14 protein-coding genes are annotated in these 18,254 nt (G+C 53.3%); 3 read left to right on the top strand and 11 right to left on the bottom strand.

The window, feature by feature from the left end:
- Positions 1-111: 111 nt before the first annotated feature.
- From glgP to asd, 6 genes are all read right to left on the bottom strand, one after another.
- Positions 112-2,559 (bottom strand): glycogen phosphorylase, encoded by a 2,448-nt coding sequence (gene glgP / locus ACO7SM_RS01320; RefSeq protein ID WP_490469411.1) that lies wholly within the window; start codon positions 2,557-2,559, stop codon positions 112-114.
- Between the two features lie 19 nt (positions 2,560-2,578).
- Positions 2,579-4,012 (bottom strand): glycogen synthase GlgA, encoded by a 1,434-nt coding sequence (gene glgA / locus ACO7SM_RS01315; RefSeq protein ID WP_192614260.1) that lies wholly within the window; start codon positions 4,010-4,012, stop codon positions 2,579-2,581.
- Positions 4,012-5,307 carry a glucose-1-phosphate adenylyltransferase gene (gene glgC, locus ACO7SM_RS01310; RefSeq protein WP_490469410.1) on the bottom strand — a complete coding sequence of 432 codons (1,296 nt, stop codon included), beginning with the start codon at positions 5,305-5,307 and terminating at the stop codon, positions 4,012-4,014. The genes glgA and glgC overlap by 1 nt, the downstream gene beginning before the upstream one ends.
- Positions 5,308-5,324: 17 nt before the next feature.
- Positions 5,325-7,298, bottom strand: coding sequence for a glycogen debranching protein GlgX (glgX, locus tag ACO7SM_RS01305; RefSeq protein ID WP_490469409.1), 1,974 nt, complete (start codon positions 7,296-7,298; stop codon positions 5,325-5,327).
- A complete protein-coding gene (gene glgB, locus ACO7SM_RS01300; RefSeq protein ID WP_490469408.1) occupies positions 7,295-9,481 on the bottom strand; it encodes a 1,4-alpha-glucan branching enzyme in 2,187 nt (728 codons plus the stop codon). The genes glgX and glgB overlap by 4 nt, the downstream gene beginning before the upstream one ends.
- A gap of 269 nt (positions 9,482-9,750) precedes the next feature.
- The gene (gene asd, locus ACO7SM_RS01295; protein ID WP_490469407.1) at positions 9,751-10,857 is read right to left on the bottom strand and encodes an aspartate-semialdehyde dehydrogenase; all 1,107 of its coding nucleotides are present in this window, start codon (positions 10,855-10,857) and stop codon (positions 9,751-9,753) included.
- A 189-nt stretch (positions 10,858-11,046) separates the two neighbouring features.
- On the opposite strand from asd, the gene yhgN reads away from it, so the two are divergent.
- Together yhgN and ACO7SM_RS01285 are read left to right on the top strand one after the other, a co-directional pair.
- A complete protein-coding gene (yhgN, locus tag ACO7SM_RS01290) occupies positions 11,047-11,640 on the top strand; it encodes an NAAT family transporter YhgN (protein WP_490469406.1) in 594 nt (197 codons plus the stop codon).
- A gap of 295 nt (positions 11,641-11,935) precedes the next feature.
- Positions 11,936-12,889 carry a hypothetical protein gene (locus ACO7SM_RS01285; protein ID WP_490469405.1) on the top strand — a complete coding sequence of 318 codons (954 nt, stop codon included), beginning with the start codon at positions 11,936-11,938 and terminating at the stop codon, positions 12,887-12,889.
- A gap of 51 nt (positions 12,890-12,940) precedes the next feature.
- Here ACO7SM_RS01285 and gntU read toward each other — a convergent pair whose 3' ends face one another.
- From gntU to ACO7SM_RS01260, 5 genes are all read right to left on the bottom strand, one after another.
- Positions 12,941-14,281, bottom strand: a complete 1,341-nt coding sequence (gene gntU / locus ACO7SM_RS01280; protein ID WP_192614253.1) for a gluconate transporter — start codon at positions 14,279-14,281, stop codon at positions 12,941-12,943.
- Entirely contained in the window at positions 14,281-14,811 is a 531-nt protein-coding gene (gntK, locus tag ACO7SM_RS01275) for a gluconokinase (RefSeq protein WP_203359706.1), read from the bottom strand. The genes gntU and gntK overlap by 1 nt, the downstream gene beginning before the upstream one ends.
- A gap of 139 nt (positions 14,812-14,950) precedes the next feature.
- Positions 14,951-15,946, bottom strand: a complete 996-nt coding sequence (gene gntR, locus ACO7SM_RS01270) for a gluconate operon transcriptional repressor GntR (RefSeq protein WP_490469404.1) — start codon at positions 15,944-15,946, stop codon at positions 14,951-14,953.
- 133 nt (positions 15,947-16,079) lie between these two features.
- Positions 16,080-16,775 carry a quercetin 2,3-dioxygenase gene (yhhW, locus tag ACO7SM_RS01265; protein WP_490469403.1) on the bottom strand — a complete coding sequence of 232 codons (696 nt, stop codon included), beginning with the start codon at positions 16,773-16,775 and terminating at the stop codon, positions 16,080-16,082.
- A 123-nt stretch (positions 16,776-16,898) separates the two neighbouring features.
- The gene (locus tag ACO7SM_RS01260) at positions 16,899-17,936 is read right to left on the bottom strand and encodes an oxidoreductase (protein WP_490469402.1); all 1,038 of its coding nucleotides are present in this window, start codon (positions 17,934-17,936) and stop codon (positions 16,899-16,901) included.
- 61 nt (positions 17,937-17,997) lie between these two features.
- On the opposite strand from ACO7SM_RS01260, the gene ACO7SM_RS01255 reads away from it, so the two are divergent.
- On the top strand, positions 17,998-18,186 hold the full coding sequence (locus ACO7SM_RS01255; RefSeq protein ID WP_490469401.1) for a hypothetical protein: 189 nt from the start codon (positions 17,998-18,000) through the stop codon (positions 18,184-18,186).
- Positions 18,187-18,254 lie beyond the last annotated feature (68 nt).

Here is an 18,254-nt window from a genome sequence, read left to right as displayed (position 1 = left end):
CGGTTTCCATTTGAGTATAAATCACACGCATCGCAGTTCCTTCCGGGCGCTTTTCTGAAATAACGGCAAAAAAACGGGACCGTGTGGTCCCGTTGACGTTAGATAAACAACTTACAGCCGCACCGAATCAATATGCCAGATGGTGTCGGCATACTCTTTGATCGTCCTGTCGGAGGAGAAATACCCCATATTGGCGATGTTGAGCATGGTCTTGGCCGTCCACTCTTCCGGGCGCTGGTACAGGTCGTCGACCTTATCCTGACAGTCAACATAGCTGCGGTAATCTGCAAGCACCTGATAGTGGTCGCCAAAGTTGATCAGCGAGTCCACCAGGTCACGATAACGGCCGGGTTCTTCCGGACTGAACACACCGCTGCCAATCTGCGTCAGCACCTGATGCAGTTCTTCGTCTTTCTCGTAATACTCGCGAGGTTTGTAGCCCTTACTGCGCAGCGCTTCGACCTCTTCCGCCGTATTACCAAAGATAAAGATATTTTCCGCACCCACATGCTCCAGCATCTCGACGTTGGCGCCGTCCAGCGTACCGATCGTCAGCGCGCCGTTGAGGGCAAATTTCATATTACTGGTGCCGGACGCTTCAGTTCCTGCCAGTGAAATCTGCTCAGACAGGTCGGCGGCAGGAACGATCACCTGCGCCAGGCTGACGCTGTAGTTAGGAATAAAGACCACCTTCAGCTTGTCGCCAATCAGCGGATCGTTGTTGACCACTTTCGCAACGTCGTTGATCAGGTGAATGATGTGTTTCGCCATGTAGTAAGCGGAAGCCGCTTTCCCGGCGAAAATATTCACACGCGGCACCCACTCGGCATCAGGATCGGCCTTGATGCGGTTGTAACGGGTGATCACATGCAGCACGTTCATCAACTGACGTTTGTACTCGTGAATACGCTTGATCTGCACATCAAACAGCGCTTTCGGATTCACCACCACGTTCAGGTGCTGAGCGATAAGCAGCGCCAGACGTTTTTTGTTCTCCAGCTTCGCCTGACGCACCGCATGGTTAACCAGCGGGAAATCGCAGTGCTGTTCAAGCTCGCTCAACTGGCTGAGATCGGTACGCCAGGTGCGGCCAATGTTCTCATCCAGCACGTCGGAGAGCGGCGGGTTCGCCAGCGCCAACCAGCGGCGCGGCGTCACACCGTTGGTGACGTTGCAGAATCGCGTCGGGAAGATCTTCGCAAAATCGGCAAACAGCGACTGTACCATCAGGTTGGAGTGCAGCTCGGAGACACCGTTAACTTTGTGGCTCACCACCACCGCCAGCCACGCCATCCGCACGCGACGACCGTTGGACTCGTCAATGATCGACGCGCGTCCCAACAAAGCGGTATCGTTGGGATACTGTTCCTGTAGAGTTTTCAGGAAGTAGTCGTTGATCTCAAAGATAATCTGCAAATGACGCGGGAGAATTTTACCCAGCATATCGACCGGCCAGGTTTCCAGCGCCTCACTCATCAACGTGTGGTTGGTGTAAGAGAAAACCTGGCAGCACACTTCAAACGCATCATCCCAACTGAACTTATGGTCGTCGATAAGCAGACGCATCATTTCAGGAATCGACAGCACCGGGTGGGTGTCGTTGAGGTGGATAGCAATTTTATCCGCCAGATTGTCGTAGGTTTTGTGCAACTGGTAGTGGCGACTCAGGATGTCCTGGATAGTCGAAGAGACGAGGAAGTACTCCTGGCGCAAACGCAGTTCACGCCCCGAATAGGTCGAATCGTCCGGATAGAGGACGCGGGAAACGTTTTCGGAATGGTTTTTGTCTTCCACTGCCGCAAAGTAGTCACCCTGGTTAAATTTACCGAGGTTGATTTCACTGCTGGCCTGCGCATTCCACAAACGCAGTGTGTTAGTCGCATCGGTGTCGTAACCCGGGATTATCTGGTCGTAGGCAACGGCCAGAATTTCTTCGGTTTCAATCCAGCGCGTCTTCTTGCCTTCCTGCTGAATACGTCCGCCAAAACGCACTTTATAGCGTTTGTTATGGCGTTTGAACTCCCACGGGTTGCCGTACTCCAGCCAGTAGTCCGGAGACTCTTTCTGCCGCCCGTCGACGATGTTCTGCCGGAACATGCCGTAGTCGTAGCGGATACCGTACCCGCGTCCCGGCAGACCTAACGTTGCCAGCGAGTCGAGGAAACACGCGGCCAGACGCCCCAGACCGCCGTTACCGAGGCCCGGGTCGTTCTCTTCATCAATCAATTCCTCAAGGTCGAGCCCCATACCTTCCAGCGCATTTTTGACATCGTCATAAATACCTAACGATAACAGCGCATTGGAAAGGGTGCGGCCAATCAGAAACTCCATCGACAGGTAGTACACCTGACGGGTTTCCTGTGACAGTTGAGCACGGTTAGAACGCAGCCAGCGCTCCACGAGACGATCGCGCACCGCGAACAATGTAGCGTTCAACCACTCATGTTTGTTGGCAATGACCGGATCTTTGCCAATCGTAAACATCAGCTTATAGGCAATAGAATGCTTAAGGGCTTCTACGCTGAGTGTGGGCGATGCATAAGAAAATGGAGCATTCATATAAGTGATTCCTGGATAACTATTTCAAACGATAGTAAAGCTCGCGGTACGACTTCGCCGCGACGTGCCAGCTAAAGTCCATAGCCATTGCCTGTCGCTGGACAAAACGCCAGAGCGAAGGCCGGGACCACAACACGAAAGCCCGTCTAATCGCTCTTAATAGCGACCAGGCGTTACTATCTTCAAATACAAAACCACTGGCAATGCCGTCCGCCAGATTCTCCAGAGAACTGTCCGACACGGTATCAGCCAACCCACCAGTACGCCGCACCAGGGGCAGCGTGCCGTACTTCAAACCGTATAACTGCGTTAAGCCGCACGGTTCAAAACGGCTGGGCACCAGAATGACATCCGCGCCACCCATAATGCGGTGTGAGAACGCCTCGTGATAGCCGATCTGCACGCCGACCTGACCCGGGTGCTCTGCGGCGGCAGCAAGAAACCCTTCCTGCAAGATGGGGTCGCCTGCGCCGAGCAACGCCAGTTGCCCGCCCTGCTCTAACAAACCGGGTAAGGCTTCCAGCACCAGATCCAGCCCTTTCTGGCTGGTCAGGCGGCTGACGACCGCAAACAGCGGAGCCTTGTCATTGACCTTTAAGCCCATCGCTATCTGCAACTGCCGTTTGTTTTCCGCTTTCTCTTCCAGCGAATCACGCGTGTAACGTGACGCCAGCAGAAGATCGGTTTCCGGGCTCCAGATATTCTCGTCCACACCGTTCAGCACGCCGGAAAGACGTCCTTCACGGTGCCGTTGCTGCAGCAGACCTTCCATCCCGTAGGCAAACTGCGCTTCCGTGATTTCACGCGCATAGGTCGGGCTGACCGCCGTGATATGGTCGGCGTAGTACAGCCCCGCCTTCAGGAATGAAATCTGTCCGTTAAACTCCAGTCCGTGCACATTAAAGAACGACCATGGCAGTTGGATGTCATCCATATGCTTTGCATAAAACATGCCTTGATATGCCAGGTTGTGTACGGTGAACACCGATTTCGCTGGATGGCCGCGCGCCGCCAGATATGCAGGCGCCAGACCTGCATGCCAGTCGTGCGCATGCACCACATCCGGGCGCCAGAATGGGTCAAGGCCGCAGGCCATTTCACATCCGACCCACCCCAACAACGCAAAACGCAGCACGTTATCGGTGTACGCAAATAAGTTGGTGTCGTGATACGGGCTACCCGGGCGGTCATACAAATGGGGCGCATCAATCAGGTAGATACCGACCCCGTTGTAATGACCAAACAGCAGCGTGATCCTTCCAGCGAAGGTGTCGCGTCGGGTAACCACCTTTGCATCGGTGACCCCCCGACGAATGTCAGGAAATGCTGGAAGCAATACACGGGCATCCACGCCATCCGCAATTTGTGCCGCGGGCAATGCGCCAATCACATCCGCCAGCCCCCCGGTTTTCAACAGGGGGAACATCTCTGAACATACATGTATAACCTGCATTATCGCTCCTGATTGACCTGCAGTTTGCGCAGCATCTCACGCGTGACCAGCACAATGCCTTCTTCTGAACGGTAAAAACGACGCGCATCCTCTTCCGCGTTTTCACCAATCACCATGCCTTCCGGGATAACACACGCGCGATCGATGATGCAACGGCGCAACCGGCAGGAACGTCCGACCCAAACTTCTGGCAACAAGACTGCCGAATCAATGTTACAGAACGAATTCACCCTTACCCGTGGGAACAGAACCGACTGCACTACCACCGAACCGGAAATAATACAGCCGCCGGAAACCAGCGAGTTGAGCGTCATCCCGTGACTGCCGGAACGGTCTTGCACAAATTTCGCGGGCGGCAACGGTTCCATGTGCGTACGGATAGGCCATTCCTGGTCGTACATATCGAGTTCTGGCGTAACAGACGCCAGATCCAGGTTGGCTTTCCAGTACGCTTCCAGGGTTCCAACATCGCGCCAGTACGGTTCGGCATCTGCGTCAGACTGCACGCAGGACAATGGGAATGGATGAGCAAACGCCATGCCAGCTTCGGTAATTTTCGGAATAATATCTTTGCCGAAGTCATGGCTGGACGCCTCATTCCCATCATCTTCCTCCAGCAGTTCGTAGAGGTAGTCGGCATCAAAAACATAGATGCCCATACTGGCGAGGGACTTGGTCGGATCGTTTGGCATCGCTGGCGGGTTCGCCGGTTTCTCCACGAACTCGATAATTTTGTCGCTCTCATCAACAGCCATCACGCCAAATGCGCTGGCTTCTTCGATAGGCACCGGCATACATGCCACGGTGCAACGCGCCCCTTTTTCAACATGGTCTATCAGCATACGAGAGTAATCTTGCTTATAGATGTGATCGCCCGCGAGGATCACCACATATTCCGCTTTATAGCGACGAATGATGTCCAGGTTTTGGGTGACGGCATCTGCCGTGCCGCGATACCAGTTTTCGCCCTGCATCCTTTGCTGGGCGGGCAGCAAGTCAACAAACTCATTCATCTCTTCACTGAAGAATGACCAGCCGCGTTGAATGTGCTGCACCAGGGTATGGGACTGATACTGCGTGATGACGCCAATACGGCGGATCCCGGAGTTAATGCAATTGGATAACGCAAAATCGATAATGCGGAACTTGCCACCAAAGTGAACGGCTGGCTTGGCGCGTTTGTTAGTTAAGTCTTTTAGACGGGTACCACGGCCACCGGCCAGGATCAGGGCAACAGATTTTAATGGCAGCTGGCGCGCCAACATTAAACGATCGTTTTTATCTAAACTCACCATGACTAACTCCTTTTTTATCATCTTTGGAACACACACAGTCCGTGCGCAGGTCCCTGCCAGACAGCCGTAATCACTGGATTATCCTCTCCAGCGAATGGGGGAATAGCGCGCCATTCCCCTTCAGGTAAAACGATATCTGTTACCTCAAGCGTGGCGTTTATCGCGATCAGAAAACGACCCGACAGCAAGATTTGTAGCTGTTTCGGTCCGTTTTGCCACTCATCCCCACTCAAGGGTTTTGCATACTGATTAAGCCACTGCACATTACCGTCATTTTCTTCCCACCAGCTATCCCGGGTTAACGCAGGGATCTTCTGGCGAAGATGAATCAACGCGGCAGTGAAGAGGGTTAACCCGCTGTTCGCCTGCTGCCAGTCCAGCCAGGTTAAGGCATTATCCTGGCAGTAAGCGTTGTTGTTGCCATGCTGGCTATGACCATGCTCATCGCCCGCAAGCAACATCGGCGTCCCCTGAGAGAGCAGCAGCGTCGTCAACAGGGCATGAATGCTGTCGCGCCGCCGTTCAATCAGGTCTAACGTACCGCCTAATCCTTCTTTACCATGATTGTTACTGTAATTGTTGTTGGTGCCGTCGCGATTTTCCTCACCGTTTGCCTCATTATGTTTCTGATTGAAACAAACACAGTCTCTGAGCGTAAATCCGTCATGCGCAGTAACCAGATTCACGGTTGCGCTGGGTTTACGGCCATTGCGTTTAAACACATCGCTGGAGGCGGCAAAACGCTGCGCAAAATCACCTGACGACAGATTGTGTTGCAACCAAAAACGCCGGGTTGCGTCGCGGAAATGATCGTTCCACTCGGCAAACGGTGGCGGGAAATTACCGACCTGATATCCCCCTTCACCGATGTCCCATGGCTCAGCAATCAGCTTAATATTTGAAAGCAACGGACAGTTTTTGATGGCGTTAAACAGTGGCGCATCCTGACGAAACTCAGGCGTACGCCCCATGACGGAGGCCAGGTCAAAACGAAAGCCATCAACATGGCACGTCTCAACCCAGTAGCGCAGGCACTCGCACGCATACTCCACCACGCCGGGATGGCTTAAATTGAGCGTATTACCGCAGCCAGTCCAGTTGTGGTAATCACCATCTTCTCTAATCCAATAATAGCTACGGTTGTCGATTCCGCGCAGAGAGAAGAACGGGCCATCGAGATCCAACTCCGCGCTGTGGTTGAGAACAATGTCGAGAATGACTTCGATACCGGCTTTATGCAGCGCTTTCACCGCGTCGCGAAACTCATCGAGCGCCGTCTCCGGGGAGCAGGCATAGGCCGGATGAAGCGCGAACATCGCCATGGGGTTGTAGCCCCAGTAGTTCGACAGCCCCAGCCGCTGTAAACGCGGTTCGCTGGCGAAATGCACCACCGGCAACAGCTCCAGGGCGGTGATCCCCAACTGTTTGAAATACGCCACCATCACCGGATGACCGAGCGCCTTGTAGGTGCCGCGTATCGCCTCCGGGATCCCCGGATGCAGATACGTCAGCCCCTTCACATGCGCCTCGTAGATAACCGAATTGCCCCACGGCGTACGCGGCGGGGCGTCATCTTCCCAGTCATAATGATCGGCCACCACCACGCATTTGGGCGCGATGGCGGCACTGTCACGGCGATCCGGCGCGTCGTATCCACCATGCAACTCGGGATGATCTTTCAGAAAGCCCTCAACCCGACGCGCATAAGGGTCAATCAGCAATTTCGCCGGATTGAAAAGCAACCCCTGTTCAGGCTGCCACGGGCCGTACACACGATAACCGTAACGCAGACCGGGTCTGGCATCGGCCAGAAAACCATGCCAGACATCGCCGCTCCGCCCCGGTAGCTCATAGCGTTTCTCGCCCCCCTGCGCGTCGAAAACGCACAGTTCTACGCGCGCGGCATGTGCAGAAAAGAGCGTAAAGTTAACGCCATGACCGTCGTAGGTTGCGCCATGCGGCGTGGCATTGCCGATGGCCAGTTGGCTCATTCCCCCTCCCGCATCAGCCAGATGGTGGCTAACGGCGGCAATGTGAGGCTCAGTGAGTGCTGGCGACCGTGACTGGCAATTTCATCGCTTTGTACAGCTCCGCCATTGCCAGTATTACTGCCGTGATAGTGCATAGAATCGGTATTCACTATCTCGCGCCATTTCCCCGGCTGATTAATGCCGAAGCGATAGCCAGGACGTGGAACCGGCGTAAAGTTGCTGGCGACAATAATTTCGTTACCGGCTTTGTCCCGACGGGCAAAAATCAGCACCGAACGTTCGTTGTCGTCCACCACCAACCATTCGAATCCATACCCATCAAAATCAACCTCATGCAGCGCTTTATGGTGACGGTAGGTGTGGTTCAGATCGCGAACCAGGCGTTGGACGCCGTGGTGCCAGTTGTCGCCGCCTTCCAGCAGATGCCAGTCAAGGCTGGCGTCGTGGTTCCATTCGCGCCCCTGGGCAAACTCGTTACCCATAAACAGCAATTTCTTACCGGGGAAGGCCCACATCCAGCCATAATAGGCACGCAGGTTGGCAAATTTCTGCCAGGCGTCGCCAGGCATGCGATCAAGAATGGATTTTTTGCCGTGAACCACTTCGTCATGCGACAGCGGCAGAACAAAGTTTTCGGTGTAGTTGTACAACATGCCGAACGTCAGCTTATCGTGATGATACTGACGATGAACCGGATCCAGCTTCATATAATCCAGCGTGTCATGCATCCAGCCGAGGTTCCATTTGAACCAGAAGCCCAGCCCCCCCATGTCCTGCGGGCGAGAAACCCCTGCAAAATCCGTAGACTCTTCCGCCATACTGACCGCGCCGGGCACCTGCTCGCCCAGAATACGGTTGGTATTGCGTAAAAACTCGATCGCTTCGAGGTTTTCGCGACCGCCATACTCGTTGGGGATCCACTCCCCGTCTTTGCGGCTGTAATCGCGATAAATCATCGACGCGACGGCGTCCACGCGCAGCGCATCGATCCCGAAACGTTCAATCCAGTACAGGGCATTGCCGACCAGATAGTTACTGACTTCGCGGCGACCGTAGTTGTAGATCAGCGTGTTCCAGTCCTGATGGTAGCCTTCGCGCGGGTCGCTGTGTTCGTACAGGTCGGTGCCGTCAAACTCTGCCAGGCCAAAATCGTCTGACGGAAAATGCCCCGGCACCCAGTCGAGGATGACATTCAGCCCCGCCTGATGCGCGGCATTGACGAAATAACGGAAGTCGTCGCGCGTACCAAAACGGCGCGTCGGCGCATACAGGCCGGTAGGCTGGTAGCCCCAACTGCCGTCAAACGGGTGTTCATTAATCGGCAGTAATTCAATGTGCGTGAAGCCCATCCACTTCACGTAAGGAATCAACTGGTCTGCCAGTTCACGATAACTGAGCCAGAAATTATTGTCGGTGTGACGCCGCCAGGAGCCGAGATGCACCTCATAAATGGAGATCGGCGCGTCGAACTGATTGGCCTGTTTGCGCGCCTCGCTCTGGACGACCTTTTCCGGCAAACCGCAAATGAGCGACGCCGTCTCCGGGCGCATTTGCGCCTCAAACGCATAGGGGTCGGCTTTAACGCGCAGGCGGCCATGTGCGTCGATCATTTCGTATTTATACAACTGGCCATTATGCGCGCCGGGGATAAACAGCTCCCAGATGCCGCTCTCTTTGCGCAAGCGCATTGGGTGGCGACGACCATCCCAGTAGTTAAACTGTCCGACTACCGAGACGCGCCGGGCGTTAGGCGCCCAGACGGAGAAACGCGTACCGGTAACACCGTCCATCGTATCCGCATGTGCCCCCAGGGTTTCATACGGACGCAGATGCGTGCCTTCAGATAATAACCAGGCATCCATTTCCTGGATCAAAGGGCCAAAGCGATAAGGATCATCAATCAGATTCTGTTGCCCATGCCAGACAACAGCGAGTTGATAGCGGAAGACATTTTTACGCCGGGGCATTACGCCGCAAAAGAAACCCCGTGAGTCGAGGCATTCCAGATTGCCGACTTTACGCCCGGTTTTAGGTTCGATCACCCACACTTCGGTGGCGTCAGGTAATAGGGCCCGAACTTCAAGGCCAGCGTCAGTTTGATGCATACCGAGTACGGAAAAAGGATCCGCAAAGTGGCCTGCAATAAGCGCATTAATCACGTCTCTATCGATACGAACGGACATGGTTGTCATCCTGTTTTATGGTATCGCCCCTTCCAACTGATCTTCGACATCAGGTAGCGACACTTCTTTGACCTGAACGGCGCAGCACACTGTGCATCCTTTCTGCTCCGTCCTACCTCCAGGTAAAGACTAAATACGCACCGTATTTAGCCACCCTTAAAGAATAGCCAATGCTCTATCTAACTCCTGGTAAATAATGAAACATCGCGTTTACTCCTGTATTACGCAAAAAAGGGGTGACTCAGCACCCCTGTATATTTAACACACTGTTATGCCAACTGACGCAGCATTCTGCGCAGCGGTTCTGCAGCACCCCAAAGCAGTTGATCGCCGACGGTAAACGCTGAAAGGTATTCTGGTCCCATATTCAGCTTACGCAGACGCCCGACTGGCGTGGTTAGCGTGCCGGTAACGGCCGCCGGGGTTAACTCACGCACGGTAATATCACGATCGTTGGGTACCACTTTCGCCCACGGGTTATGGGCCGCCAGCAGTTCTTCCACGGTCGGAATAGACACATCTTTTTTAAGTTTAATGGTGAACGCCTGGCTGTGGCAGCGCAGCGCGCCCACGCGCACGCACAGGCCATCGACCGGGATCACAGACGCGGTATTGAGGATCTTGTTGGTTTCCGCTTGTCCCTTCCACTCTTCACGGCTCTGGCCGTTATCAAGCTGTTTGTCGATCCACGGGATCAGGCTGCCCGCCAGCGGTACGCCAAAGTTATCAACCGGCAACTCGCCGCTACGGCTTAGAGTGGTGACTTTACGTTCAATATCGAGGATCGCAGAAGAAGGAGTCGCCAGTTCCTCGGCCACATGACCATACAAATGGCCCATCTGGCTCAGCAGTTCGCGCATATGGCGTGCGCCGCCGCCGGATGCGGCCTGGTAGGTCGCGACAGACACCCAGTCAACCAGATCGTTGGCGAACAGGCCGCCCAGCGACATCAGCATCAGACTCACGGTGCAGTTGCCGCCGACGAAGGTCTTAATGCCTTTATTTAAGCCGTCGGTGATGACATCCTGGTTAACCGGATCGAGAATGATGATGGCGTCGTCTTTCATACGCAGTGAGGAAGCGGCATCAATCCAGTAACCCTGCCAACCGCTTTCACGAAGCTTTGGATAGATTTCGTTGGTATAATCGCCGCCCTGACAGGTCACAATGATGTCGAGCGCCTTCAGCGCGTCCAGATCAAATGCGTCCTGAAGCATACCGGTGGAGGTCGCACCAAACGTCGGTGCCGCCTGCCCGAGCTGGGAAGTAGAAAAGAAAACAGGGCGAATGGCGTCGAAGTCGCGCTCTTCAACCATGCGTTGCATGAGTACAGAGCCGACCATACCGCGCCAGCCGATAAAACCAACATTTTTCATAGCGTTTTTTCCTGCAGAGATGTGTGCTGTGTATGTGTGCCAGTATCCTGCGGCACATCCTTCACCATACAAAAAGCAGCCAAAGTCGCAAGTGAAATTAATCAATGATAGCGAAGCCATCAGTAACGCGACTTATCCCGCTGCGCAAACAAGCAGAAAGTCCGTATTGATTATCTGGGAATTTGACTTATGAATGAAATCATTTCGGCGTCAGTTTTATTGATCTTGATTATGGATCCGCTCGGAAATCTGCCCATTTTCATGTCCGTACTGAAACATACCGAACCCAGGCGCCGACGCGCAATTATGGTTCGCGAGCTGTTCATTGCGCTGTTGGTGATGCTGATATTCCTGTTTGCGGGCGAGAAAATTCTGGCATTTCTGAATCTGCGCGCAGAAACCGTGTCGATCTCCGGCGGTATCATCCTGTTCCTGATCGCCATCAAGATGATTTTCCCCAGCGCGTCAGGCAACAGCGCCGGGCTTCCGGCGGGTGAAGAGCCGTTTATCGTGCCGCTGGCGATCCCGCTGGTCGCAGGCCCGACTATCCTGGCATCGTTGATGCTGTTATCGCATCAGTACCCAAATCAGATGGGGCATTTGGTGATTGCGTTGCTGATCGCCTGGGGCGGTACATTTGTGATTTTGCTGCAATCGTCGCTATTTTTACGCCTGCTGGGCGAGAAAGGGGTTAACGCGCTGGAACGCCTGATGGGGCTGATTCTGGTGATGATGGCGACCCAGATGTTCCTGGACGGCGTTCGGATGTGGATGAAGGGGTGAAAGAAGGTAATCCCTGCCAAAAAAACAACCCCGAAACCATTTTCATGATTTCGGGGCCGGTATCCTTTCGCTTGTTATCGAAGAACTGGCACCACGACAAGGTGGGAGAAGAACTTTCGACTAGCTACGTGGTTAAGTATATCGGCTCATTTTTTGAGTATCAAGTAATACCATGTATGTACCCTGTATTTACGATATATAGCCATTAGTTAACAGCACAGGACCTTCAGGATTTAGTGGTTAACCCTCTGAGGATTTGGAATAATGACTAAAAAACCACTGCATACGAACGATCATGCCTGAATCCTATGACTACTCTGAACCAGCAAGGCTCCTAAGCCGTATACGACTAAGCAGTTATACCACGTCACTTGCAACGAAAACGGATGCTCAGCTTTTAGGCGCTTATTGCTGGAATCTCGCTGTTGTGGGCGCGTTTTATCCTCTTATTCAACTTGTTGAAGTCGCATTACGCAATGCCCTTCACGACGTGGCGTTTTCCAAATACCAGGCAGCGAATGGCGAGTATTGGTTTGGACTCGTGCCATGCAGTCAAGGTACTGACGATAGTGGCAACCCGGCGACGGCTGAACAAGTGCGTAAATTCAACGATAGCATTAAGACTGCGAAAAAGAGCGCTAAGCGAAATCTGGAAAACAAAGGAATTGCGAACCCTACACCGACAGTTGATCAGGTAATATCACAATGCGATTTTGCGACCTGGGAGTATCTGCTGGACAAGCATTTTTATGACGGTTCAAATAAAAGTTATCTCTGGCCCCATGAATTAACCAAAGTCTTTCGTAAGCTTCCCAGGGTCCCGGAAAAGAAAAATGTTATGTTTCATCAACGAGATACCATTAGACGCCGCATAGAGGAAGTTCGATCTTTCAGAAATCGAATTTCCCATAATGAACCTGCATGGATGATAGGGTCGGTAAGGAATAAACAGGATGTCATTGAGACTCTTACAGAAAAGCTCAATCACATTATGGAGTTACTTTTTTGGATTTCTCCCAAGTTCAAAAATTACATTATGGATGTGGGCATTGAATCACGTATTCGTCAAATTCTCTGTATGCGAGAACTCGACCGATATATGCATTGTTATGAACGTTATGACATTGATGATCTTCAGAAAATCAGTGAATTGCTCACCGAGTCCAATACTCATAACTACCGATGCTATTTCAACATAAACGGGACCCCGGGAATTCTGTCTCCATCCAATTCATCGCTATTGCAATAAATTAGGGCCTCCTGACTGGAAGCCCTAATTATAGGGTGAATTAGAACACTATTAGCTCAGAAGCTGGAACGCAATCATACCGACAATCGCGCCAACGGTGCCGAGGATGGTTTCCATCATCGTCCAGGTCTTCAACGTTTGGGCTTCGGTCGCTCCGGTAAACTTACCGAATAACCAGAAACCGGCGTCGTTAACGTGACTGACCACGATTGAACCGCCAGCAATACAGATGGACAGTGCCGCCATTTGTGCGCCGGAGAAGTTCAGTTGTTCAATCACCGGCATCACCAGACCCACCGCCGTTAAACACGCAACCGTCGCAGAACCCTGAATGATACGTACCGCCGCCGCCAGCACGAAGCAGGTAATGGCAATCGGTAAGCCCATCCCGGTCAACGCTTCGCCCAACGCCGGGCCCACGCCGGAATCGACCAGCACCTGTTTAAACACGCCGCCTGCACCGATCACCAGCAGAATAATCCCCGCCGGTTGCAGCGCATGACCACAAATTTCCATCACCTTGTCTTTCGGCATACCCTGACGCATTGCCAGGCCGTAAATCGCCACCAGACACGCCACCAGAATCGCGGTGAACGGATGACCAATAAATTCAAACCATTGGTAAGCGTCAGACCCGACCGGCACAAAGCGTGCCGCGATAGTTTTGAACCCGACCAGTACCAGCGGCAGCAGGATCAGCGACAGGCTAAAACCGAAGGACGGCATTTTGCCTTCGCCCAGATGCGGTTCGGTAATGTCATCAGGAATATTCAGCTCGACATAACGGCTGATGAAATTGCCCCACAGCGGCCCGGCGATAATCATGCCTGGGATTGCCGCGCACAGGCCAATCAGGATCATCCAGCCAAAATCGGCGTGCATTTGAGAAGCCAGCAGCATCGGCGCAGGCCCAGGCAACAGAAAGGCGGCAGCGGCAGCCACACCCGCAAACAGCGGGATCACCAGCTTCACGAGGTTGGTGCCGGTGTGACGCGCCATAGAGAACGCGACGCTAATCAGCAGGACGATCGCCACCTCAAAGAATAGCGGCAGCGCGCAAATCAGCCCCGCCAGACCAATCGCATAGTGCGCCCGGCTGTGGCCAAAAGATTTGAGCATTTTGACGGCGATCTGATCGACCGCCCCCGTCTCATGCAAAATCTTGCCGAACATGGCGCCCAGCGCAACTACAATCGCCAGGAAGCCCAGGGTTCCCCCCATTCCCTTTTCCATCGTCGCTGCGATTTTGTCGAGCGGCATTCCGGAAAAAAGACCTGCACCAATAGACACCACCATCAAAGCAACGAAGGCGTGCATACGCGCCTTCATCACTAAAAACAACAGCAGTAAAACAGACCCTACTGCTGTTAAAACAAGCGTTAATGTACTCACTACTTACTGCCTTTGTTAATAACCTCAACGGTGCTTGCGACAACACCTTCCAGCGGCTGATCGATATTCACCACCAGGACATCGCTCTCGTCAGCGCCCGGTTCTTCCAGTGTTTCAAACTGGGTCACCAACATCTGCGTTTTAAAGAAGTGGCCTTTACGCGCCTTCAGGCGGTTTTCGATCACTTCAAAGTCCCCTTTCAGATAGATGAAAGAGAGGTTCGGGTTACCGTCGCGCAGCAGGTCACGGTAATGCTTTTTCAAGGCGGAACAGACAATCAACGAAACCTTGTTGGTACGCTGCATCGCGAACGCGGCATCATTCAACGCCTGTAACCACGGTTTACGGTCGTCGTCATTCAGCGGTTCGCCGGACGCCATTTTTGTGATGTTGCAGCGCGGATGGAGAAAATCGCCATCAAGAAACGCGGCATTCAGTTGATGCGCCACTTCGCTGGCAACAGCGGATTTGCCGCTGCCTGATACGCCCATCAGAACGTAAACGTGGTGATCATGGTTAGTCGTGCTCAAAGTGGGCCCCCACAGTACAAGGTTCAGGAAATTGTTACGGGTAACTGTTATCGGTAACATTGTCCAGCCGGACAAATAGAGAAGCAATATCCATTCGTGCCAGAAGTGAATAAGTGTGAGCTACTTCAAACTTGTTGGGTTAAATAGATCCGCCCGGTGACAAGGTGAAACCTAAATCTAACATTTTAGGTGTCACCGTTTCACCGCGAATACGCGCCAGCAGACGTTCTGCGCCAATGCTGCCCATCCGTTCACGGGGTGTGAGCACGCTGGCCAGTCGGGGTTCCATCACCTGACCAATGTCATGTCCGTGGAAACCGGCGATCGCAATATCATCAGGAATTTTGAGGCCTAAACGCTGGCACTCAAACGCCGCACCGACAGCCAGGTCATCGTTGGTACAGAACACGCCATCCAGTTGCGGATATTCGCGTCTTGCCTGACGAATCAGCTCAATACCGGCAGAGTAAGAAGAAGACTGTTCCACCATCACGCTGTAAGGCACCAGACCGGCATCCAGCATCGCCTGCTCGTAGCCCTTCTGTTTGATGATAGTACGTTCGTCGAGACGCGCCCCCAGATAGGCGATATGGCGATGACCCCGCGCGATAATCGCGGCAGTCATCTGACGCCCGGCTTCATAGTTGTCAAACCCCACCGCAATGTCCAGGCACGGTGACTGGCTGTCCATCAGTTCGACCACCGGAATACCCGCGACCTCAATCATCTTCAGGGTGCGCGCCGTGTGAGTACGCTCAGTGAGGATCAGGCCATCGATATTCCATGACAGCATCGATTCCAGACGTTCCTGCTCCATCTCGGGTTTATAGCCATAGTGCGCCAGCATCGTCTGATATCCGTGGGCGTCAGTGACGGCCTCAATGCCGCGGAGTACTTCAGCAAAAACCTGGTTGGTGAGAGAGGGTAACAGCACGCCGATCGCACGACTGGTGGCGTTAGAAAGGATATCAGGAGCACGATTGGGAATATAACCCAGTTCATCAAGTGCGGCTGCAATTTTGCCGCGCAGCGCAACAGAGACTTGCTCTGGATTACGCAAGAAACGGCTGACCGTCATTTTGGTCACGCCTACGCGGTCGGCCACATCCTGAAGTACGGGTCTTTTCTTTTTCATCGTCCTGAAGGGTACAAAAAGGGGATCATTCCCCTGAGTTTATCACGGACTTGCAAAATTAATGACAAACGATGAAGGCCGGATGGCAACGCTCACGCGTCTTATCCGGCCTATGGAAGGTTAGGACACTTATTTAGACGGGCGGCAGATCAAACAGCAGAACTTCACTGTCGCTATCGGCATGAATAGAGATTGCCTGCTCATCCCAGATTGCCAGACCGTCACTGGTCGACGCGTTGGTGCCGTTAATGGTGACATTGCCTTTCACCACCTGGATCCAGACGCGGCGCTCAGCGGAGATCTGATGCACTGACTGCTCATCTTTCAGCAACGCCCAGCGATACAGTTCCATATCCTGATACACCTTCAGCGAACCGTCTCGCGCATCCGGCGACAGCACCAGTTGCTTGCCCTGTACGGCGTCAAAACGACGCTGTTCGTAACGTGGCGTAATTCCGTTTTCCTGCGGCATGATCCAGATCTGGTACAAACGCAGACGTTCGGTGTCGCTCGGGTTGTATTCAGAGTGACGGATCCCCGTCCCGGCGCTCATTATCTGAAATTCGCCCGCCGGAACCTGCTCTTTATTGCCCATACTGTCCTGATGTTCAACCGCGCCTTCCAGAACATACGTCAGAATTTCCATGTCTTTATGGGGGTGGGTTCCAAAGCCCTGACCGGCTTCAATCACGTCATCGTTAATGACACGCAGCGCCGAGAATCCCATAAAGTTCGCGTCGTAATAGTTGGCAAACGAGAAGGTGTGCCAGGAATCCAGCCAACCATGATTGGCATGGCCACGGTCGTTTGCTTTGCGTAAGTAGATCATTGTATTCACCCCCAGATGTTTTCGATGGACTCAGTGTGAACCCAATCCTTCTGCGATCATAGAGGGTGAAAATTGACTCCTCTGTTCAAAAATTATGAACAAATACAGAGGAGCCGATTTTACTTATCTGGCGAGGGTAATCGTCGCTGGAGACGCCTGTTCGAAGGCGCGCTCGAGGAGTTCCAGGTTGGTGAGAACGTCAGATTCCTTGACGTAGTTCGGTTTGCCGGTGGCTAACGTCTCATACAACGCATCATAGACGCGCCCGTAGTCACCGATCTCTGGCGTCATCACTTCTTTAACGGTGATGCCGTCTTCGTTCACATACTCCAGTTGCCCCACGGAATCGTCAGCCGCAAATCCGGGTTCGCCGGGCATGATATTGGCCTTCAGGCTGGTTTCCTGCTGGTCGATACCATATTTCACAAACGAGCCTTTCGTCCCGTGGACGATAAACTTCGGATACTCGATTTTTACCAGATGACTGGTTTTGACGATGGCTTTGAGGTTGCCGTAAAAGAGTTGCGCTTCAAAGGTGTCATCCGGGTTAGCGCGGTCACGCACGCTACGGATGTCGTAAGCCACATGATCCGGTCGGCCAAACAGCGAGATGATTTGGTCAAGGGTATGCACGCCAAGACCGTAAAAAGCGCCATCCTGCGGTAAACCTGGTTTGGTTTCCACCACCGGGCGGTAATAGTCAAAGTGACTTTCGATTTCCACAATATCGCCCAGCTTGCCGCTTTCAATCGCTTTTTTGGCGGTCAGAAAACAGGAATCAAAGCGACGATTCTGGTACGGCGTAACGGTCAGCCCTTTGCTTTTCGCCAGTTCAAACAGCGCTTTCGCTTGCGCCAGCGTCGGGGTAAACGGTTTTTCAACCAGCACGTTTTTCCCGGCTTCCAGCGCGCGACGGGCGTAATCGAAATGGCTGTCAGCGTGGGTACATACGATCACCAACGTCACCTGCGGATCGTTAAACACCTCATCAAGATCACTGGTGAAATGGATGTGGGAGTACTGCGGATGCTGCTCCTCCGGCTTCGCGCTACGACGATAGATATGTGCAACGTGCCAGCGGTCTTTACGATGGAGGACATACGGTAGGTGGTAGCGAGTGGTACTTTTACCGAACCCGATGAATGCGCAGTGTAAGGTCATGAAAGCGTCCTATTGAAGGTGATTGCCTACACCATAGCGCAAAGCAGAGAGGGACAAAACATTGAACGTTGTAGCCCGGATAAGCGCCAGTGCCGTCCGGCAACAGCCGTGCAGCAACAGCCGTGCAGCGCCGGATGGCGGCGTTGCCTTATCCGGCCTACAAAACATTGATGCCCGCACACCCGCCGTCGGCGGTGCAGCCAGGCTGGAACAAGACAAAAAAAAGCCAGCGCAAGGCTGGCTAAAATAATACTGGAAGCAATGTGAGCAATGTCGTGCTTCAGGTTCTCCGCATGGGTTTCCCTGAACGCATGGCAA

The sequence above is a fragment of the Citrobacter sp. LJND-P06 genome, from assembly GCF_058188415.1.
This window is presented reverse-complemented; position numbering and strand designations above follow the sequence as displayed.